The following is a 21,134-nucleotide window of genomic DNA, read 5'->3' on the forward strand; positions in this document are numbered from 1 at the left end:
CTTTGCCGGCGGGGCTTGGGACGAGCGCACTAACCGTTTGGCGCCTCGAACGAGAGAAGCACTTCCCTACCTGGAACACGGCCGAAGGCGCTTTTCTCGTTGGACGACGGTGGTCGTCGCCCGGACAACGAGTGATCTATGCCTCACTGGACCCTGCTACTACGATATTGGAAGTTGCTGTGCACAAGTGCTTCGACGTGTTGGATAGAGTGCCCCATCGACTACTAGAGATTGAACTCGGAACCACGCCGATCAAAGTCCTCCTTCCTTCCGAGGTTCCAAATCCGCACTGGTTGAGCCCGGGTGCCGTCAGTCCAAATCAACAGAAATTCGGCGACGCGCTGTTGGCTGCAAGCCCGCTCGCCTTAGTCCCGAGTACCGTCAGCAAACATTCTTGGAACTTGCTGATCAACGTTGCTTCAGCATCAGACCAACTCGCCTTGAAGAACCACGAACGCTTTGCGCTCGATCCTCGGCTAACGACGATCCGCTAGCCCGGGGATTGAGTTTCGGTGTTGCGCAATCGCCCAGGTAAGCGTCCTGTTGCCCGTTCAGTACGAAATCGGGCTGAGAAGAGCAGGAGCGCCGAACTCCTGCACTTTCGCATTGGATTGCTGAAAATACAGTGTCCAGAACTGCCTGAGCGCTGTCATCGTCTGCGGATCGCGGTATGCATTGCGCGCTTTCGCATCGCCGGAAAGCAGCCCGGCGCCGATCACATAGACACGCGCACCGCCGAAATCGGCGATCAGACCCGCCGCGTTCGCCTTCCTCAGCTCCACCGCAGGATCGACGCGCCGGACGGTGTTGTGGGCGTAGAAGCTCGCGACCGAGCTGTTTTCGAGCATGTCCGACGCTAGGAAAAGCACACGGTCGGCGGCCGGAGAGGCGCGCACTTTGTCGCCGATGTCCTTTAGCGCGGCGAGGATGTCCGACTTCGCAAGATCATTGGTCGCCGTCGACTGGACCTGCACGACCGCCGCCAGCAATGACTTCCTGGCGAACGCGGACTGGCCTGTCATGCACGCGTCGAACGTGCGTAGCGCGCGTTCGCTCACGTCGTCGCGCAGCTTCGCCGATATTGGCGCTTCGATGATGCCGCGTGTCACCACTTCCGTATAGTGACCTTGCGAGAAGGCCGAAAAGTCGATCAGCGTGTAGGCGCTCCCCGGCTTGACGGCGGTAGCCGCGGTCGCGGCGATCTGCGCTTGTAGCTTCTCATCGAAGACGGTGGTCTGATCAATCGCCATGAACAGTTCACGGTCGATTCCACTCGCAGGCGGATTAATGTGATTGGCCGCGTAACAGCTTGGAATGTCGTTACTAATGCCCGCCATCGCGGTACTTGCGGACAGGGTCATTGCGACCGCGGCAAATGCGATTTTGACAATTCGTTTCATGGTCGACAGTCAAACCTTGAAGAGATCGTTGAGTTGCGATTCAAGCGCAGTTTTGGCCTGCTCCGCGCGCTCCTTTCGCAACTTGATCTCGGCGATGACTGCTGTCCGCACCGGTTCGTTGAGACGATAGATCAGCTCCTTCTTGCGCGCGAGATCTGCTGTTCCCTCGATTTCCGACACGAGTTCGTCGATCGTGACGCTCGCAGCGACATCGGCGACGGGCGGCTGTGTCACGGCCTGAGCGGCTGCTCGTTCATCGGTCCGCGTGTCGGCAGGCGCGCGAACCGGAGCAGCATCGAGATCGGACTGTGCGCGCAACTCCATCGCGTAGTCGCGGAATGTCTTCGTGAACGTCTTGCCCGAAATGTCGGCGTTCTCGGCCATCCGCTTTTGAAGATTCTCCAATTGCGACTGCGTAATCGCGCGCAGCGGCGCGAAGTAGTTGTTGTAGTCCTCGAACGTGGTGAAGCCCTTCGTCGTCTTCCACGCGGCGCGGCTCTCGCGACCGCCGAATCCCCAAGCGAAGCCGCCGAAGATTCCGACGATCTGCGTCACCACAAAAATCACTGCGAGTGTGATGAACGCGGCGGCGCCTTCGCTGCGCGTCGACGACGACTCTTCCGCGCGCGCCCGGTCATCGGCAGCCTTCTGGCTAGACATGAGTTCCGCAGGGACTGCATTGGCCGTGGCGAACGGATTGCCGGCATCGACGCTTTGGCTCATGCCCATTGCTTCACGCGTCTGCTCGGCGTTGAGATTGCTCCAGCGCATCCAAGTCGACGTCACAGCGATGATCACAATCACCGCAATCGTCACGCCCACCATGAAGTAGCTGTGATTGGTGCCGATGCGATTCACGACCTGTGTATAGTCCGGTTCGCCGTCGTCGAGCGACTGATCATCGTCGAGCTTGACCTTGCGGCTTGAGAAGCGCTCCTGGGTCTTGTCTTGCTTCCACTGCTTGCGGCTACGGACGACAAGATTCGAGCGGTATAACTGATGCCCGGCCACGTGCGTCAGGAACACCATGATCACGCAGAGCACGAGTACGATCGCCACCATCAGCAGCGTGTGCGTATTTGCACTGCCGTCGCGAGCCATCCAGCTTCCAAGCAGATATGAAAACCCAAGGCCTTCGGCGATGACCAGCACGGTCAGGAGCGCGAGAAGCCACACGGGCGTCGGGGAGCGACCACCGTCATCGGCCTTGGAGAGATACGCGTTGCGCTTGTTGAATTCTTCCTTTGACAGATACGAGATGAACTTGTTGTAGTCGCCACAGAGCGTGCGTTCCGAGTCGGTCCACCCGCCCTGTGCGTGAATTCCGTGGCGCGCGAGGCGTGCAGTCTTGCCTAGCACGGGAAACGTGTATTTCCAGTGGTTCAGCCAGAACTCAAGCGTCGAACGGTATGCGAAGGCGCCGAGCGCAACGACGGCGGCCACGACGCACCAAATAACGGTGCTGAGATTGGCCTGTATGAGGTCCATCATGATCGTTTTTCCTATTCTTATGTGCGTGCGATGACTGGCACGTATTCGACAGTGAAATACTGGCTGCTCTTATGGCGCACGAGTTCGCCTGCAGTCGCCTTGCCGTTCGCGAAGATGATGTCGGCGCAATCGAATACGGCCGCGTTATTGACGAACACTCGATACAGTACGCCGCCATCCACAGCATAGGCATTGACTTCTGGAGACAGGCGCACCTGTGCGGGGCCTGCCAAACCGCCGCTCTGCTGATAGTCCTTCCAGACCAGCAACGTCGGCTTCGTGCCAGCCGTCGAGCCGTTGCGGAGGACGGACACGTCCTTCAGCGCGAGATACTGTCCGTTCAGCGTTGCGCCCCAGCTGCTGCCGTACAAGTTCTGCACGTGGTCCCTCACAGGCACGGCCTGATCGTCCGCAACTGACTTCATCGCGTGCGAAACGCGCGGGCGATCGTTCATGCAACTCTTCGTGACCGGCGCTTCGTCGGCGACTGCCTTGGACATCAAGGAGAAAGACGGCGAGACGGGCGTGGCGGCGAAACGAAGGCCGATTGCTGCGGGCATCGTTTCGCGCCAGCCGAAGTCGATGCTATCAGGTGTCGCTGTCGAGACAGCTTCGATGGGCTTCGAAGTCGAACCCGACGGCGCTGCGGCAATCCGGGTCGTGCTCGTCTGCGCCCTCTTCGGACGTGCGGGCCTCTGTGCGACCGCCGTCTGCGTCTGGCCGGGCTTCACGCTCGCCGCTTGCACGCGGGCATCGTCTTGTTGCGACGACAACGGCCGATAATACTGATACTTCGGAACGCGGCTGCTCGCGTAGCTTTGCAGGATGTCGGTTCTCGCGCCAGCCAGATCCACGATCTCGACGCGACGATTCTGCGCGCGTCCTTCCTCGGTCCGGTTATCCGCGATCGGCAAGGTCTCGCCCGCGCCTTGATAAAAAACGTTCCCCGCTGCCACGCCGTGTTCCGCGAACAATTTGGCCACCGTGCGCGCGCGGCGCTCCGATAGATCGGCGTTCAATTCCGAGTTGCCCATGTCGTCCGTGTGGCCGATCAACAGAATCTTCGCATTGGCTGCGGCAGCCTTGTCGCCATCGCCCGAGGCTTCTGCTAAGCGGGTCGATGTCCGGTATTGCTCTGCGATTTCGGCGAAGTAGACTTTCGCGTCGGGTGTCAGCTCCGCGGAACCAGTCTCGAACTGCGTGTGGCGCGTCGTATCAACGATGGTGAACGAGCTTCCGATCTGTTCAGTCTTTCCCGTGTCTGCCGCCCGGACTTCGAGCGGAGCGGCCGTATAGATGAGATCGTGCTTAGCTGCAATCTTAGAAAGGGCACAGCGCCGGCTGTCGACAGCATGGCCGACCAGTCCGCCGGCGATACCGCCCGCCGTCGCCGCGATGGCCGCTGCCGCCACTTTATTCTTGGGCGCAATGACTGCGCCGAGAATCGCGCCAAGGCCAACGCCCACTGCAATACCGGTGTTCCGGCTGCTGTTCGCACAGGGATCGGGATTGGCGAATGTGCTTTCGAAGATATTGAGGTCGCTTTGTCCAGAAGCGCCCCCTCTGTTGTTGCTTTGAAGGCCGCCAGTGTTGGCGCACCCCGTAGCGGCAAAAATAGTGATCGTGGCAAGCCATAACGGCCTTGCCCTTCCGAATGCAATTGACATTCGCCCCTCAGTTCTTGGTTTTTATCGCGTCCGTTCGGCCGCTGCTTTTCGTTCCCCGTCGATGCGGCATGACAGGCCCACCTAGAGTGGTTTACGGCAAGCTCTTAATTAACTTTAGTGCTCTTTTGTCGCTATGCGGCGAATCCATCGGGGATTTGGAAGCGCAAATGATGGATTGCGTCACGAGCCTGAGCGCGTCGACCTCTTCGAACCGACAAGGTGGCAGGACCAAGCTCCATCGTGTGCAGAGCGGCGCGCCATTTAACATAGTGCCCGTGTCTTACGCCGCGCCCATGTGCATGACCTTGCTTACCCGCATCCGCAACCTCAGTCTTGAACGTGATCGCTGCACCCAACGAGGCCGCCTTCCCGAGAGCAGCTCCGCCGACGAAGGCTGCAGCCATTGCCGGCACAATCAAGCCTATGAACGATCAGTTTGCTGAGTCATCGCGCACCAGGCACGTGGCAACTGGCATTGAGCCGAAGCGAATCACAGTCGTGCTCGACGCGTTGAAAGAAGTGAAGAAGCGATTCTCGTCCGCCTGTTTTTTGAGAGAGACAAGCGAAAGGAAGAGAAGCTTCTCGCGGTCATCGACTAATACTTCCGCCTGTTGAACTTGCTCAAAAGGACAGGTGCAATGGCTGAACGAAACCTTTCCTCACGACGAAAGAACGCGGCTCGGCCATTGCGGACATCGAGGTCGGTCGTGTTTAGCGTCTGCACCCCGGTGGATTGCAGACCTTGCCGGCGTCGCACGACGGCACAGCAGCTACCGCCGTCAGCGAACTAACACTTACGCCCCCGATCGGTCAGTCGACTTTCTCGAAACAGGCCGTTCCACGCAGCTCCGCAAGTGGCCATTGTCGCCAGTCGGCTCTCTAATTTCGCTTTGCCATAGAATTTGGATCAGAAATTCCTCACAGCAAGATCTCGTCAACCCGGTTCCAATCACATTGGTCAGGCGTGTGTCGTTTGAAGCAAGCCGGCGCGCTGGCATCGCGCGACCGAAGCGCTAGAACCGCAGGGTTCATGGATGGACGACCGTCATCCTGAACGGGCCGCCATTCATCGCAGCATGACTGATGGCTTCATTCACGTCGTCGAGCTTGAAGGGCGTCACGTCGAAGTGCTTGAGATCGAGCAGACCACCACGAATCAGGCCAGTCATAAGCGTGACCGCTTCTGGCGGATACATCCATTTGCCCCGCACGGTGATGTCGTTGCGCATGATCCACGGGTAAGGCAAGTCGAGACCGTCGCCGCCGAGCATGCCGACACCGCCCATCAACACGACACGTCCGTAGGGCCGCACGGCCGTCACTGCCGCGCGCACCGTCCTCGTGGTCGCAGACGGCGGCAGCAGGTCCATTACACAGTCGACAGGGGCTCCGGCAGCCGCGCGCATCCGTTCCCGATCGTCGTCCTCGTTGCCAGTCAGCCTCACTGTACGGATGCGTTCGCCGAAGCGCCTTTGCAGATCCGCGAGCACGCGCTCATTGCGGCCCGGCGCGACCACGCAGCGCACACCCATTGCGAGGGCAACCGCTACGCACGCGCTGCCGAAGTTGCCGGTCGCTCCGCTCACAAGCAATGTCTCGCCAGCCTGCAGATTCGACGCAAGCAGCCCGCCGTACGGAACCAGCATTGTGTTGAGCGCGCACCATTTTGCGGCTTCGGCGGTATCGATTTCACCAATCCGAATGGCGTTCTCGGTTGGCACGCGCATTTGTGCTGCGAATGAGCCGTGGTGGAAATGGCGCGCGAGTCGCAGGCCGCCGTCGCCGCGTGCACTCCAGCCCTGCAATGTGATGTCGGGCGTGAGCGCGTCGTCGCGTGAGCGAACGGTTGGATCGCAGAAAACCCAATCGCCTGTTTTGAGATGCGTGGCGTCTGGGCCGAACGCACGCACGCGCCCGATTGCCCCGCAGCCAGGGACGATCGGCAATTCGATCGCGTAGCGGCGCTCGCCGCTGAACACTTCTCGCGCATACGACAGTACTGGCGCGGCAACGACGTCCACGATGACTTCGCCTGTGCCCAAAGAAGGATCGGGTAGGTCTTCAATCGCAAGCGGCTCGCCGAGTGTCTTCAGAATCGCTGCTTTCATACGAGTTTCCTTTGATGGTGGCGGACAAGGCCATTCTGGCGGGCTTAGAATCCATAACAAGGCCTAGTACTATCCTGGGATTGCCGCGTACCTGCTTGCGGAGGGAGGACGGTCGTGACAAAAGCGAGCCGAAGCGAATTTGGGAATTTCCTACGCTCACGGCGGGAGAAGCTAAGTCCCGAATCGGTGGGACTCAATAACCTGCGGCGGCGTCGCACGCCCGGTTTGCGTCGCGAGGAAGTTGCCGAACTCGCGGGCATCGGCGTGGACTGGTATGTGCGGCTTGAGCAGGGCCGCACAGTGAGTCCGTCCGATACCACGCTCGAAGCGCTGGCTCGCGCTCTGCGGCTCGGCAAAGTCGAGGCGGCGCATCTGCGCGCACTCGCACGCAGCGGCGATAGGCAGCCCTTCACTCGCGAGAGCGTGCCGAGACCCATCGCAAATCTGATCGCGACACTCGAGCTTCCCGCGTATGTCACGGGCAAGCGGTGGGATCTGCTGGCCTGGAATGCAGCAGCGGCCGATCTTCTCGGCTTTGACCGTCTCGCCGAAGCGGATTGCAACATTTTGGTGTTCATGTTTGCCGAACCGGACTCGCGCCGGCTTTTCGGCGCCACTTGGGCCAACGAGGCGCGTCGCATGATCGCGTTGTTTCGCGCAACGCATGATCTTTATGCCGACGATCCGGCCTTTGTCGAACTGGTCGAACGACTCCGCGCGCACAGCACCGAGTTCGCGAAATGGTGGAACGCGCACGATGTTCGTGGGGGCGCGTCCGGGCAGAAGGTGCTGACCCATCCGGAGCGCGGCGCGCAATGCTATGACTACGCGACGTTTCAGGCGAACGACGACCCTGCGTTGAAACTTTCCATCTACACGCCTGCGTGAATCGAGCTCCCTACACTCGGCGCGTCAGCATAGTGAGGCCAGTAAAGCCGACTATCGGATACGCTCGAGCCACCGAAGACATGGGACGGGGTAATTGCCCCGCGTGTTTTTCGTCGCTAGGCGCTCGTCGACGATTTGTGGTCGGAAGCCGAGCGTCCGTTCATGGCCGCCCTCTGCTTGACAGCGACCGGCGGCACGCAACCCACAACAGCCGGTCGTGCTGTGTGGGACGCAACGGCGGCTAACCGAGTGGTCCGGTCATCCACGACAGTATTCCGGGGGGCGGATCCGGCCTGAGCCGACACTAAGTCGGACTGAGTCTAACGTCTGCAGCCTGGAGCACTGCTGACCCTTTGCGGCCTCGCTCGGCGAGACTGCAACTGCCCGCGTCACCCAACTCACAGGCTGCGACCATTGCCCCTATTCGAGGTCGCGGGATTGACCCATACACTTCGATTCTTAGAGTAGTCACTCCCTGAACGCCGCGTCCAGCTTGGCGTCGCGCGAGGTGTTGAGATGCGCTCGCCTCGCCGCGGCCCAAGTACGCTCGGCAACCGCGCGTAACATTCGGATCCCGCTCTGACCACGCGCGCGGAGCGGCGGAATGCACGACAAGCATTGCGACTAGGTTGCCGTTGCTAAGCAGCGGCAGCGCGGCCTCCGCCTGGATTCCAAGTCCAAGGTGTGCGGCTCTCTGCGACTCGTCGAATCGAACGTCGGTGACCATGTCGTCAACTATTAGTGGCTTTCCGGCCTTGAAAGCGGTCACGATCCAATCGCCATACTCCGCTGTGGGAAACGGTGCGGTGGCGAGTGACTCGATGTTGCGCTCAAATGCCGTTCCGGTCGAAGCCGTTCCCAGCGCAGACACCAGCACCCACGAACGACTGCGAGAAAGGACGAAATTAAAAGCCACCCCATTTTCGAGAGCTTTCGCTTGCTCGCACGCGCCTGTACCCCGGTACAGTGGACTTGATCGGTTGAGCCTGGACTGTCTATCAGCCACGGGAAACCAGAAGAGCTGCCGCGACGGCACGGAACCAACTCGCACTGCCCCACCCACGAACGACTACCGGTGAACTTTGAAGCACTAGGCATCACTAGGGGAATGAAGTTCCCTTTCTCATACTCACAGACGCCATGCCCCTCCTTGGAATGCGACATTTACCTGCAGCGTCGTGACACAGATCAATGCTGCGGCAAATCACTACATCTTCAACTCGAGCGCTTTCTTACTGCGTCGTGCGAGCAACTTTGATGCAAGCGAGGAAGCGCTATGTCGGAATACCACAATGACGACTTCATTGGAAATAAAGATAACGATCAACGAGTTTGTCACGCCAGACTTGTTTCGCGCCGTGTCTGCCGTCTCAAATCCAAGGCAACGAGCGGCGCTACTTAAGCGCCTCGCCGAGGACGCGCTGCGCAACAGCGGTCCGATCAGTCAGATAGCGCCGACTGCGACCTCCGGTGCGGCAGGCACCAGTCTCGCGCCGCGGGTGATTCAATCCGGGGCTGAGCGAAGTTCATTGTCGATTAACCCTGCGCGCCTCTTCTCCGAGACAGGCGGTTGCGACGAAGACCGAAGGCAGTTCGAATGCACGGCCGACGTGGCAGGAGCCGGCTCACAGCGTGAGACCGTCGCGTCTTTGGTAGCAATCGTGCCTGACTGCAAGGCAAGCGCGATGAGTTCGACAAAAGAACCGACGATGCCTGAGCTATCTGTCGAATATGGTGAGACGCCCCAGGCGCACACTACCGCCCAATCGACCGCCCGGCGCGACTTCCTAACGCAGGCGTTGGTAACGGCGACGCTCGCTATTGAGAGAAGCGCATACCGGCTCCGTTGCGCCATCATCGATGAGAAAGAACGGCGAAGAAGATAATTGGGAAATGATGGAGCAGCCTTGCACTGCCCGCTGCTCCTTGCGTGCACCGATCCGACACATGCATGATTCAGTACTTCGTAAGCAGTAGTTCCTCCGCATCTGGCGAACCCAACTGAGGAGGGTCATGTTTGTGTCCGCAACCATAACTTGCGGACGCAAACATGACCCCAGACAATCTTGATTTCCTCCCTCTCAAAGTCACGCATATCGATGAAGGCGGCCCGCGCTGCTTTGATCCAGAGGGCAAGCGCCGGTTGATCGAGGCATGCCAAAGACCGGGAACGTCTGTGTCCGAGCCGGCCCTCAAGGCTGGCGTAACGCCAACCAGTTGCCTAGACGGGTCCAGCGCGAGCACGGACTAGATGCCACCGCGCGGAGAGGCCTCTTGACGTCCGGGTGCCGGTGTTCGTGCCGGTCGTAGGGCTCGCACCTTCCGTCGCAGCGAGGTCCGAAGCCTTGCCAGCCTCCACGCGACGTGAAGCAACGCGGCCCTCGCACCGCCCGCGGTTGCCCTCACGCCTGGTGGCGCAGTTGCCCAACGGAATGAGTTTTGAACTCGAATGTGGCCAACAAGAAACGGCGCTGCTCACGGCGATGATCGGCGCGCTGAGGAGTCGCTGATGCTGCGCTTCGCCGATGACCCGAGGGTCAATCTCTACCGCGAGGCAATCGACCTCCGTTGTGGCATTGACACCCTTGCCGCCCTCGTCGAGATACGGCGAAATTGCGCCGAAGGCGCAGCACGAGGAGGCCATGCGTTAGGTGGTCGAAGCGGCAGGCCACAGCCGGCCATCGATTGCAAACGCGTATCTATCTATCGACGCATAGGGTGCAGCAGGAAGAAGCGCCCGGCGTCACCCTCGACCGGGTCCGTGATGCCATCGTTATGTTCAACGACAACAAAAAGGCTGCCGCAAACTTCCTTCAGATCTCAAGGCAAAGCGTGTATCGGATCCTCGAGGGAAGCCGCGAGTGTGACAATTAGCAGAAAGACCTAACTTGTCACACGCGAAAATTTTGGAGTTCTCGTTTTCGTGTCAGAGGGTTAGCGGAGAGGGACCAGCACAAAGCGCCATATCAGTGATATGGCCTGTGGGTTTAGTCCCGCGCTTTTCGGTCAATTCAAGAGCCAATCCAACGACCGGCTGGTCATAGCGTGATAGGTGAGAATGGCGGCCAAGGCGAGCACCACAGCGATTTGCGGTGCGAGCTTTGCGCCCAGGCGGTAAGCGGCGCAAAGGTAGTCGATCGGCGACATGCGTTTCCTGTGGCGGTGATTGCTGGCCATCGGAGACGCACGCCTTTCGTGGGTGCCTTTCGGAAGCAGGCGGAAGTATTCTTTCACCCAGTGCACCTTACCTCCGTTCTCACGCGCGTGTGGCGGCACGTAAGAGACAGCAGCGCCGCAATGCTTACATTTCAACGCTTTCGTTTCAGCGAGAGAGGCAACTTCGTCCGCAATGATTACTCGCCCCTCGATTGTTACTGCGGGAGCCATCTTTGCGGCCATTACTTTTCTCGTGCGCGCTCGGGTGGCGCCGTTTGATACGCGTGGTCACTTGACCTGTTTTCTACTCGTGTCTTCCGTTGGTACTCCGAACTGGAAACTGGCCGTCTGAATAGGATACGCGGACATGCGTACTGAAATGTGTCAGATTCGTCCGCTCTTGTGTTCCCCGATCGATGTGATCGGCAACCCACGCTAGAAGCGACCTGTGCTAGGTCCACTGACTTGCGTGCCTCGGAACGAGCCGTTAGTTAGCCTGGGCCGTACGCACCTCCGAGTTTGCTTCTGCAGGCCGTGTAGCGCCCTGAGGGTGGATTTCGTGTTGAATGATTGAGGCAAGCCGCGTCGTACGCCGCGGCTTGCACACAACGAAAAATTGCAGAGGCGCTGACGGCGTGCGTCGGCTATCAATCGGCCTATATCGATGATCCGAGAACCCAATGGCCTCGATGCCGAACTACACGGTCAGCGATCCGGCCTATGAACATCCGAAAAGCAAATGTGCCCGACCACGAACAACGTCAACGATGTGAAGCAAAGCAAAACTGTTTCAATGACTGCGCGCAAGTCCCAGGTCTTCGTCGTGTAGACCAAATAGCCGGCACCGATAAGCGCCCAGACGCTCAACAAGTGGGCGAATTGTCCATTAAGCCGCCGTTGAGACTCACTCGGCGCTTCAAAGAGTCGCAGTTTGGACAAGCAGCGCTCGCGAATGCTTAGCCTCGCGCCTACGACATATTCACCGTTCTGCTTGCGTTCGACTCGATAGCTGACCCCATCTACTTTGACGCTCATACTGATCTGTCGCTCCGACGTCTCTAGGATGCCGAGCAACGCACTTAGCCGCGGCGACAGGGTGAGACGAGATGAGGCCTGCACCACGACATGATCGGTCAGATCCAGACCGCCTGCATAACGGACTTCCAATAAAGCGACTTTCATAAAACCTCCTTAGGTCGAAAAGTGTTTGCCTTCAGCGTTATGCCGAAAGCGGACTACAACGGTTAAAAACAACGATGGCGGCGGTATGCGCGTCGCGATCAGATGCTCCCATCGGCCCTCAAGCGCAGACACGATGGAAATAAACTAGAGGCGTAGCGGCATGCGAATCGTCGCCGTCGATAAACGTCCGGTTCGACGAGTCGGCATCAAGAACGCGACCGACAATGGTGGCGCTACGTCGGACGCGCTGCGTGGGCAAGCGTGTCCTTAATTCCACTGGGATTGAGAGATGAAGACCTGGTGACGGGCGAGCAGAGGCCGCCTGCCTGACATGTCGATGCGTTAAAACGCGGTGAGTGAGTTCAATATAGGCCGACAGCCATTCTCCTTAAGGTGCAAAGCTTCTAAAAAACGCAGTCTTTCCGGTTTTGCTCGGACCCGCGCCGAGTTCTGTTCGCAACGGAGGTCTGGATAGTTCTTGTGGCAATGCGTTGCCCGAGTTGGATCGACGCTGTGCCTGCCCTACTCTTGACCACGTTTCGCCATCGCTTTCGTTGTGTTTCCGCTCCGATTCTTCGTCGCGGTACCGTCTTGTTCTTGAGCGAAGGGCGACAACCGCCCGGTGATCGACAGCGTGACTGGCTTCGCCGGCATACCGCATGTCCGAGATATATGGCTATCAAGTCGCGCTGCGTCGAGATAGCGTGCATGCGTTGCGCGAAAATTGAGCAATCTCAAGCGCAAGAAGTAATGTAAATCGGACAACGCTAGAACGCCGTCCGGTGCCGTCGGATGGAGGCGACACTCCGCCTCAGCAAATATGGCTATGCTCTCGACCGGACAATCGTGTTGAGAGAGCACCGACCCTAGATAACGCAGTGCCGGCTTTGCGCGCCGTAGAGGCGACGTGTGCACCGTGACGCCGCCCAAGTCATCGATCGCCAAGAGCTCATCTTCGTTGGTCCCGGGCCTAACCTCGCCCCTCCAATCGTAGTAGTTGACGACGAAAACGCCGAAAGGTGTGACAGCAAGACAATGGACCAACGTCGTCGCGTTTGCGGTGCCCGGCGCATGTTCGAGGATCACGTCTTCACGAAAGTGCACTTGGCTCTCACACACGCGGCCGAATATGGGCGCGATGCGGCGGCGCAACCAGCGGCAGACGCGCCGACGGCGCGAGCCCGAGACTGAATCGTGCTTTTGCAGATGAGCGAGGTGATCGGCGCCGCTTTGCATTCGATCGTTTAACGAACGGAACGCGGATTCTCGTTTATGAATTGGATCTCTCATTTCGTGTTCTCGTGGTTGGTTCATTGCAGTAATTAATCAGTCATCGCAGAGCGCTGAATGTTGAAGGACGACGCTTTGCTAAGTTGGCCTGGCTCGCTCCAACCCAGCAAAGAACATTGAGCGATAGGCATCGTGATGTCGAAGATTGCTTGGCGTCCTGGTTATGGAACCACCGTCGCGCGCAGTCGATTGCGGCGCGTGAGTCAGATTGCCGCGTGATAGGTTCGGTTGAGCGCGTTTCAATGAGTGAACGGTTACGCACATTCCCGGCGACATGATGCCTCTGCAATCAGAAGGTTTCGAAGGGCGCCTAGGCGCTTCATCTGCGCGGGGACCAGGCAGGTTTCTTTCTCTAGACGCTCGAGCCGCCTGAGCCAGTAAGACCGGTCTAGGAAAAGCGGCATGGGCGCTGCATTCGCGCTTAGCAGGTGGCGTATCACGCTTTCGAGGTGTGTCAATTCAGCGTCCGCGGACCGTGAAGGTCGCTTCAGCTCCCATGCTTCAGACGTCGCGGTGGGTTGCCGTTTCATCGCACGCATGCTTTCGCTCCACCAGCGCGAGGGCGCATCGCGCGCATCGGGTCGCGCGTGCGCGCTCGAGACCACATAAGGCGCGAAATACGCTGCTTAGGAGCGGCGCTGTTCGCTCGTTGTGCTGGTGGCGGATGACACAGACGTTTCGTTGTCGGCATAGCGGCGGAGAACTGGTTTGAACAAAACCAGCATGCCCGCGACAGCGAGAAGTCAAGGCGAGGCTGTGACCTGAAGCAGATACAGGAAGAAAGCTCCCCGCCACGCCATGCAGGCAGGGTCATTACGTCTGTATGCTCCCCTGTGAGGAGCAGAGACACGGACGAAAGCGGCAGCCGCCACGACTCGCTTGGAGATCACGGTACCTACCGCGCCGAGTGGCAAAAAAACCGCGGCCGCCTTTACGCTCTACACGATTTGTATTACTAACTTTCTCGTTGGCGGGTACGAACGCATTAATGCGACAGTCGCGTGCTTGGTGTGTCCTTTTTGTTGCTCAAAGTAGCAGGGGCTCGACGGTAAGCTGACAGTCTCCGCCAATGTGTACACCGCATTTCAAACGCATGGAAGCGAACGGCGGAATCAGTCACTCGGGACGGCGCGGGACGACGCTGGTTCTGAAGAGATGGATGGCCCTGACGCCTCCCAGATTTGGTTAATGGGAGGAGCGCCTATTCAGCGGGTGAAAAGGTAGGAAAAGATCATGGTATTTTTGCAGAAGCAAGCATCCCGCGACTCAAGCCTTCAATCGAAGAGATCTGTTGGCGATTCAGAGGTGTACCGAAAGCCGGCAACCGGGGAAACGGCACACACTGACCGCCGTCATTTACCGCTTCCGGCCCGTCGTGGAAGCAACGCGGGTTCCGTCCTCTGAAAGCGATACGTTCGTAACGGTTTCACCGGTTCGACGAATATCATGATATTCCCACGCCGCTTGTCAATTTCTTCATAAAGGTGCGCTATCGGCCACGGCAGTACCGTTGCGAGCGGGATGCGACCGGAGATCGCGGCACGGTTTCGGACCGGCTGCGTTCGTGAGCGCAAGAGCGACAATGTCAAAACACGCCGAATATTCACACCCCCTTACTCGACAAGCTTTTCATATTACGGAATGCGACGGCTCGTAACGCAAGAGTTGCGCTTTACCGCGCGAAGGCAATCGCGCCGCCACGAACAGCGCCTTCTTCTTCGCTGCGTCGTCGGCTCCTTTGGTCTTTTTTGTTCGCGATCTGGGCGGATTCAACCGGTCGTCGCAACACTCGATTATTGAACAGACCTCAGGTATTCGTCCAGGGCTTCGGCCGGTGTCTTCCAACCAAGCGTTTTCCGGGGTCTGGAATTCAGTGTATTGGCGACGGCCTGGATCTCTCGAGCGCTCCAACGGGACAAGTCTGTGCCCTTTGGAAAGTATTGCCGCAGAAGGCCGTTCGTGTTCTCGTTCGTGCCGCGCTGCCATGGACTGTGTGGATCGGCGAAGAATACCTTTACCCCGGACTCGACCGTAAAGCGGGCGTGATCGGATAGTTCTTTGCCACGATCCCAAGTCAATGACCGCCACAACTGAGCAGGCATGTCTGTCACGGTTTTCTTGAGCGCATTGGCCATCGTGACAGCTCCGTAGCCAGCCAGCGCGGGACCATTCTTTGTTCTGGGCATCAGCCCGTAGCCCTCCTCGCGAGGTAGATGGACGAGCATGGTGAACCGGCTTGTCCGCTCAACCAGCGTTCCGATTGCGGACCGGTTCAGGCCGATGATAAGGTCACCTTCCCAATGCCCTGGCACGGCACGATCCTGCACTTCTGCAGGCCGGCTGGAGATCATCACGTCCTCGCTAACGTGCGCCCAAGCCTTGGCCTGTGCCCGGGCCCTCGGCACGCGCAACGCCCGCCCAGTGCGCAGACATCTGACCAGCTCGCGCTTGAGAGCACATCGGCCCTGAATATAGAGAGCCTGGTAAATGGCTTCGTGAGAGATGCGCATGGATTCGTCATCCGGAAAGTCAGTCTGCAGCCGGTTGGAAATCTGTTCAGGCGACCAGCCATTGACCCATTTACGGTCACCGCGATGCGGTTTGTTTCTCCCTTTGAATGGTGCTTGCCGGGGCAGAAATCTCACGGCCATCGGCGTCGCGAACCTTGCCCTCCAGACGGTCCTGCACGTAGTGGCGCAGCCGTGGGTTAGTCACCAGTTTCGAAGGTTTGGGTCGTTTGGCAACCAGCTCCGCCTTCCACTGCGCAACCGAAGCCCGATACTCAAGCTGCCCGCCACGCGTTGCAGCGTTACGTGTCAATTCCCGGGAGACCGTTGATGGGCTGCGTCCGATACGACGAGCAATATCGCGCACCCCGACGCCTTGATGCGAAAGTAGTCCGATCTCTTCTCGCTCCGCGAACGACAGGTACCTCCCGGATATCGGGCTCAACATGGAAAGTGGCATGCCGCCATTATGACGGAACCAGCGAGTGCCTACGGCCTGCGACACGCCAACCGCCTCTGCAGCCTTCTCGCTTGTAATACCTGTTGCGATTTGTTCCCAGAATCGCCGCTCGATCTCCCGTCGATGCGACGGCGCACCTGGCGAGCGCATCGCTCCTCGCCCTGTCAACTTACGCATCCAGCCCGCTGGTCGTCCCATAAACACCTCCTCGATCAAAGGTGTTGCGACGACCGGTTGAATCCGCCCTGTTACCGCCGATCTAAGTGGTGAATGAGAAACGCCCACGTTTGACTGCGCACGCGTCAGCGCGGAGCCGTCTAATTCGCTAAGCAGCCGTGTCAGCCGAAGCCTTAGGCCACGAGGGACGCTCTCCGGAGAGCGTCCCATTGCGTTGATGCGAGGAGATAAGTCATTGAATCGCCGCCGAAAAAAACCTGTTACAAAACGTGCCGGATATTCACCTCCCCCTTATTCGGCACACTTTTCGTATTATGGCATCGTCCATTCCGCTGCCAAAAGGCCTTGCTACAAACCTGCCAAATGTTAGACCTCCTTATTCGGCACGGCTTATGATTGCGACCGCTCGTCACGCAGGGAGTTGTGCTCTGCCGCGCGACTAGGCAATCGCGCCACCACGAACAGCGCCCTCTTCTTCGCTGCGTCGTCGGCTCCTCAGGTCTTTTGGTTCAGCGATCTGCTATCCCCGATCTAATGGTGAATGACAAACTCCCGCGCTCGACCTGCGCACGCGTCAGCGCGGAGCCCTTCAATTCGCTGAGCAGCCGTGTCAGCGAAGCCTTACGCCACGAGGGACGCTCTCCGGAGCGTCCCATTGCGGCTGAGCATTTTACTAGTCCTATGAATTCAAAAGAAAAAGAGCGCGTTACAAAATGATCCGAATATTCACACCCCCCTTATTCGGATAACTTTTCGTATTATGGAATTGCTGATTCCACGCTTTCGGTCCGGAATCCAAAATTCGATTCCAGAAGCGTCTGTTGGCGCGGCTAACGGCGCTCCCGGCTAGGAGGCAACGGCCGGAACGGTCTCTCAATAGACGTGCCAAAGAAGCTGGTGGGAACTCCTCTCATTTGGCGACAAGCGTTCCAGATCGCACCCTTCGCCTGAGATCGCTTGGTCCCGGATTGTTACGCGCACGCCCCCTTCTAAACAGAGGCCATCGATTTGCGAAATGGAGGTTAGCCCAGTAGATTGCCGAGCAACGACAACTGACCGCGCGCCTGATCGTCGGAGGAAACGCCGCGACGTTCGCTAGGCGGGTAACCACCAAGGCACGCTTGCGCGGGTACAACGTGCGCGAGGGCGGAGACCGCCGTTCCTGAGAATTTAATAGCCGCCACACGGAAATCCCTGCGTTCGATTGGCGCCTGCGTCAGCGCGAAGCCCATTACCTCGTGAGCAGCGGTGTCAGACGAAGCCCTTAGACCAACGAGGGACGCTATCCGGATAGTGTCCCACTGTGTTGGCGCAAGGAACTAAATCGTTGAATTTAATGGAAAAACCCTTTGTTACAAAATTAGCCGAATATGCACACCCCCCTTATCCGGCTAACTTTTCGTATTATGGAATCGCTAATTCGCTGTTTCGTTCCGGAAACCGAAATTAGACTCCCAGAAGCCTCTGCGGGCGCGGCTAACGGCGCTTCCCACGACGGCCGGAACGGTCTCTGAACAGGCGTCCAAAAAAGCTGTCTGGGACTCTTCTCACTTAGCGACAAGGGTTTCCAGATTGCACCCATAGCCTGAAATCGCTTGGCCCCGGATTGTTCAGACGTGCTGCGCCATGGCTAGACAAGATGGCCCCTGCTGGACGTAAGACTTACGCCGCGGTGCGCCTTGGCGAAATCGAGGCCATCGGTTTTCGAGATGGATGTTAACCCGGCAGATCGCCAAGCAACGACAACTGACCACGCGCCGGATCGTCGAGGGACCCACCGCGATGTTCGCTAGGCGTGTCATCGCCCAAGCACGCTTGCGCAGGGACAGCGTGCACGACGGCAGAGCATGCCGTTGCAACAGGTTGAATACCTCCGCACTTTGCGAGAAGGCGATAAAGCGCTTGCCTCGAGATGTTCAAGCTCTTCGCGGCTTCCGATTTGACGCCATTCGCGCCTTTAAGGGCGGCGATCACCTGATCGGGCGTGATCACGGGTCGCGACAGGCGCTCGGCCGTGGCAAACGTCGAGATGTATGCCGTTGCCTTTGCTGCGAGACTGTGTCCAGCGGCTTCCACTAACTGTTGCATGGCCCGCTGATGAAGCTCTGGATCGGGCCGATGGTCGGCCCGCTTGATGGGTGCCGGTACCCCGGTAATTTGCTCGTACATTCGCTGGAGGTACGCATGGCGTAGTCCATGCACCGTGACGCCCAGGCCGCCGCGGGAAATGCCCTCCTTTTGCAGGACATGGTAGAAATGGCGATACCACTTCTTTAACGACCACGGCTCTGGAATCATCGACCCCGTGCGTGGGTTGGCAAGCCTTGCCGCGCGGATCAGAACGTCATATTGCCACTCGGCATCAATCGGCACGAGCCTGGGCCGCCCACCCTTCGTGCCGTCGATGACATGCAGATGGCCTGATACGCGCAAACACTGCAGGGGACGCAAGAGCATGCTTTCCTGTGCACGCAGCCCAAAGGTGGCCTGCAACTCGACCTGGATTGCGACCCAGCGATCGCACTCGCAGAGTCGAGAGATCGTGTTGTTAACGTCGACGTTGGCCGCTTCCCAGGACTTATCTTCCTGAGCCACATAGTAGCGGCGATATCCTTCGGGCCGCTTGATGTAGTCATCGACGGTTCCCACGAGTTGATGCTTTTTCATCCACGCGGCGAGTGTGCGCCAGTAGGTGAGCTTGTTCTCGACGGTGCCCGGCGCCTGCTCCTTCTCGGTGACCCAAAGCTTAACGAGATAGGCGATGTGTTTTTCCGAGAGGTTCCACGGTGACTGAAGCGCGAAGCCGCCCTTCCGTAGCTCGCGAAAGCCGGCAATGAGATGTCGCACGCGGTACGTTTGGGTCTTGATGGAAATCGCGTTCGAGGTCACGCGGGTCTTGCTGTGTGCCTTGGATAGGTGGTGTCGAAAGAGTTCGGTGAGTTCTTTCGTGAGCCGCTGTGGCAGCCCGGCGTTGTCCAACAGCGTCGAGAAGTTGAGTTGGATTTTCACGGCTGTGATCCGAAAGGCGACGTTCTCACCTATCAAAAGAACGTCCCGGGGTGGTTGGAGTACTGCACGCTTTGCTTTCCGGGATCTTAGAGATCAGATTTTCGATTCACCCGGCGCAGGGAAGCACTGCAACCCGATGATCCCTACTCCGGACGAATTCGAAGTACGGCTACTTGACCGCAGGCATAGCCTGTCGAGCCAAGCAATTCTTGTTGCGCATTTTGTTTTCGGCTGCGCGGGCCGACAGAAAAGATCAAGAAATCCGCACTCATGGTGCAAGTGATTTCCCGTCTCGAGAGCTTGTTCATCACGGTCGCCTCGATGTGGGACCGCGTGAGTCAGGCTTGGCGTGATTGCCGGAGACGAAAGGAAAGTAGACGTTCGCACTGTCCTTGCGAGGTTGTTCTCAGTCGATGAGGTTTTGCGTTTTGCTGGAAAGGCTAGCGTTCATGCGGTTCTGATGGGACTCAGTTTCCGCAAGACGTGGCCAGCTTGGTGGGTAGCAAAGCTGCCGGACAAGAAGATTGCGCTCATCGAGCGCGAAGGTATGTACAAATGGAGTGCGCTGCACTCGGGTCGATGCGTCGGTGACGCGATAGGTGGATTAGGATATTAGGCCCTTCGGAGCGCGAGGGTTGACGAAAAGCTCGCAATATCAATGCGCCTTTCGATAGTTGTCTTTCAATGCCCATACAACGCAGCTCAGCGGCTCAATACGAGTCGAAATGTTGGGCTGTTCATTTTAACGATCGTCGGTCTCATGCTCCCCGGTCTCATCGTGTGGGCCGAGTTCGCGCTCATGCCGATTGGTGCGCTTCTAGCGGCGCTCAAGCGTTACGGGGACATTCCTGTCAACGCCGGCTAACACCTGATCGGGTGATGGTCTTGACGATCCTGCTTGCGTTGGTCGAAGCGATTAGACGTACTGCACCGGGGCAGAATCGTACTGCCGCACGATGTCATCGTGCGTAAAAGCACGATTCCTTCCGATATCGCCTGAGCGACTAGCATCCGGTCAAACGGATCGCTGTGAATCGGCGGAAGCTGAAGCATCTTGAGGGCGTGATGAGCCTCGATCGAAAGCTCCTTGTAACCGGCGTCAAGAAGGTTCGTTCGGAACATGCGGGCATCGAGTTGAAAATCGGGACGTCGGAGCGAGCGATTGATGACGATCTCCCAGGTTACTCTGGACACTAACGTAAAGGCGTGTTGGTCGGATCTTCGATCAGCTGCGCGCTTGCTCGGCAGCGCTGGATCATCGCTCGCCGCCCAGATGAGAAGATGAGTATCGAGAAGAAGCTTCACTTCGTCTTGCCCTCGAACATGTCAGCAATCTCGTCCGCATCCATCGTAACGAAGTCAGCAGGCACCTTCAGTCGCCCTTTCATGGATCCAATACGCCTGCGGGGTTCCTCCGCTTCTGTACCGATCCTGACAACCTTGACCAACGGGCTTACCCGCTTTCGCGATGACGAGCGGCTGCCCGCCGTTCACCGTCTCATCGATGAGCTTTGAGAGGTTGGTCTTGGTGGATAGCGTCAAGCAGGAAGTCCGGTTTACCGACAAACATCTCGGCCGGTCGGCCGAGGTGATTGTCGCTGCGTCAGGGGCCCAAGCGGCCCCAGTTGATCAGATCAGCCAAGCCGACTAGCTGATGCTGCAGGTTGATCTGATCACGCAGCGGTTACCGGGAAAAAATCTTTTTGAGGGGCGACTAACCGGGTTCGGAATCGTCCACGGATCATGTGCCAAAGATTGGTGCAACGAGGAGCTTCTCCAACGAACAGCTATGGGCCAGA

13 protein-coding genes and 1 pseudogene are annotated in these 21,134 nt (G+C 58.4%); 3 read left to right on the top strand and 11 right to left on the bottom strand.

The annotated features are described in order from the left end of the window. The first annotated feature begins 2 nt into the window (after positions 1-2). Positions 3-494, top strand: coding sequence for an RES family NAD+ phosphorylase (locus NCR93_RS10655; protein ID WP_241814318.1), 492 nt, complete (start codon positions 3-5; stop codon positions 492-494). A 57-nt stretch (positions 495-551) separates the two neighbouring features. On the opposite strand, the gene NCR93_RS10660 is transcribed toward NCR93_RS10655, so the two are convergent. The 4 genes from NCR93_RS10660 to NCR93_RS10675 all read right to left on the bottom strand — a co-directional run bounded on the left by NCR93_RS10660 (position 552) and on the right by NCR93_RS10675 (position 6,666). Further along, positions 552-1,400, bottom strand: coding sequence for a hypothetical protein (locus NCR93_RS10660; protein ID WP_241814305.1), 849 nt, complete (start codon positions 1,398-1,400; stop codon positions 552-554). 9 nt (positions 1,401-1,409) lie between these two features. Beyond that, positions 1,410-2,891, bottom strand: coding sequence for a hypothetical protein (locus tag NCR93_RS10665; RefSeq protein ID WP_250523079.1), 1,482 nt, complete (start codon positions 2,889-2,891; stop codon positions 1,410-1,412). Between the two features lie 17 nt (positions 2,892-2,908). Continuing rightward, positions 2,909-4,558: an OmpA family protein gene (locus NCR93_RS10670; protein WP_250523080.1), complete on the bottom strand. Its 1,650-nt coding sequence runs from the start codon at positions 4,556-4,558 to the stop codon at positions 2,909-2,911. 1,028 nt (positions 4,559-5,586) lie between these two features. Further along, the gene (locus NCR93_RS10675) at positions 5,587-6,666 is read right to left on the bottom strand and encodes a zinc-binding dehydrogenase (protein WP_250523081.1); all 1,080 of its coding nucleotides are present in this window, start codon (positions 6,664-6,666) and stop codon (positions 5,587-5,589) included. 114 nt (positions 6,667-6,780) lie between these two features. Between NCR93_RS10675 and NCR93_RS32000 the strand changes: the two genes are divergently transcribed. Then, positions 6,781-7,554 (top strand): helix-turn-helix transcriptional regulator, encoded by a 774-nt coding sequence (locus tag NCR93_RS32000; protein WP_250532210.1) that lies wholly within the window; start codon positions 6,781-6,783, stop codon positions 7,552-7,554. A gap of 304 nt (positions 7,555-7,858) precedes the next feature. Here NCR93_RS32000 and NCR93_RS32005 read toward each other — a convergent pair whose 3' ends face one another. After that, positions 7,859-8,617 carry a GAF domain-containing protein gene (locus NCR93_RS32005; RefSeq protein ID WP_350029155.1) on the bottom strand — a complete coding sequence of 253 codons (759 nt, stop codon included), beginning with the start codon at positions 8,615-8,617 and terminating at the stop codon, positions 7,859-7,861. Between the two features lie 115 nt (positions 8,618-8,732). Here NCR93_RS32005 and NCR93_RS10685 point away from each other — a divergent pair, with 115 nt between their 5' ends. After that, positions 8,733-9,440: a hypothetical protein gene (locus NCR93_RS10685; protein ID WP_250518271.1), complete on the top strand. Its 708-nt coding sequence runs from the start codon at positions 8,733-8,735 to the stop codon at positions 9,438-9,440. Positions 9,441-10,560: 1,120 nt separating this feature from the next. On the opposite strand, the gene NCR93_RS10690 is transcribed toward NCR93_RS10685, so the two are convergent. The 6 genes and pseudogenes from NCR93_RS10690 to NCR93_RS10715 form a co-directional block, all read right to left on the bottom strand. Next, positions 10,561-10,953 carry a hypothetical protein gene (locus tag NCR93_RS10690; protein WP_250518272.1) on the bottom strand — a complete coding sequence of 131 codons (393 nt, stop codon included), beginning with the start codon at positions 10,951-10,953 and terminating at the stop codon, positions 10,561-10,563. A 462-nt stretch (positions 10,954-11,415) separates the two neighbouring features. Further along, entirely contained in the window at positions 11,416-11,892 is a 477-nt protein-coding gene (locus NCR93_RS10695) for a hypothetical protein (protein ID WP_250518273.1), read from the bottom strand. A gap of 522 nt (positions 11,893-12,414) precedes the next feature. Then, complete coding sequence (locus NCR93_RS10700) at positions 12,415-13,182, bottom strand: hypothetical protein (protein WP_250518274.1); 768 nt, start codon at positions 13,180-13,182, stop codon at positions 12,415-12,417. A 1,793-nt stretch (positions 13,183-14,975) separates the two neighbouring features. After that, a pseudogene (locus NCR93_RS10705) lies at positions 14,976-16,326 on the bottom strand (IS30 family transposase). Between the two features lie 1,716 nt (positions 16,327-18,042). Continuing rightward, on the bottom strand, positions 18,043-19,335 hold the full coding sequence (locus NCR93_RS10710) for an integrase domain-containing protein (RefSeq protein WP_250518275.1): 1,293 nt from the start codon (positions 19,333-19,335) through the stop codon (positions 18,043-18,045). A gap of 861 nt (positions 19,336-20,196) precedes the next feature. Further along, on the bottom strand, positions 20,197-20,640 hold the full coding sequence (locus NCR93_RS10715; RefSeq protein ID WP_250518277.1) for a type II toxin-antitoxin system VapC family toxin: 444 nt from the start codon (positions 20,638-20,640) through the stop codon (positions 20,197-20,199). Positions 20,641-21,134: the final 494 nt, after the last annotated feature.

The organism is Caballeronia sp. ATUFL_F1_KS39 (genome assembly GCF_023630985.1).
Classification (GTDB): Bacteria; Pseudomonadota; Gammaproteobacteria; order Burkholderiales; family Burkholderiaceae; genus Caballeronia; species Caballeronia zhejiangensis.

Bases quoted from the DNA above. Each gene is read 5' to 3' on its own strand.
- NCR93_RS10660 (WP_241814305.1), bottom strand. From the start codon at position 1,400: ATGAAACGAATTGTCAAAATCGCATTTGCCGCGGTCGCAATGACCCTG.
- NCR93_RS10665 (WP_250523079.1), bottom strand. From the start codon at position 2,891: ATGATGGACCTCATACAGGCCAATCTCAGCACCGTTATTTGGTGCGTC.
- NCR93_RS10670 (WP_250523080.1), bottom strand. From the start codon at position 4,558: ATGTCAATTGCATTCGGAAGGGCAAGGCCGTTATGGCTTGCCACGATC.
- NCR93_RS10675 (WP_250523081.1), bottom strand. From the start codon at position 6,666: ATGAAAGCAGCGATTCTGAAGACACTCGGCGAGCCGCTTGCGATTGAA.
- NCR93_RS10690 (WP_250518272.1), bottom strand. From the start codon at position 10,953: ATGGCCGCAAAGATGGCTCCCGCAGTAACAATCGAGGGGCGAGTAATC.
- NCR93_RS10695 (WP_250518273.1), bottom strand. From the start codon at position 11,892: ATGAAAGTCGCTTTATTGGAAGTCCGTTATGCAGGCGGTCTGGATCTG.
- NCR93_RS10700 (WP_250518274.1), bottom strand. From the start codon at position 13,182: ATGAGAGATCCAATTCATAAACGAGAATCCGCGTTCCGTTCGTTAAAC.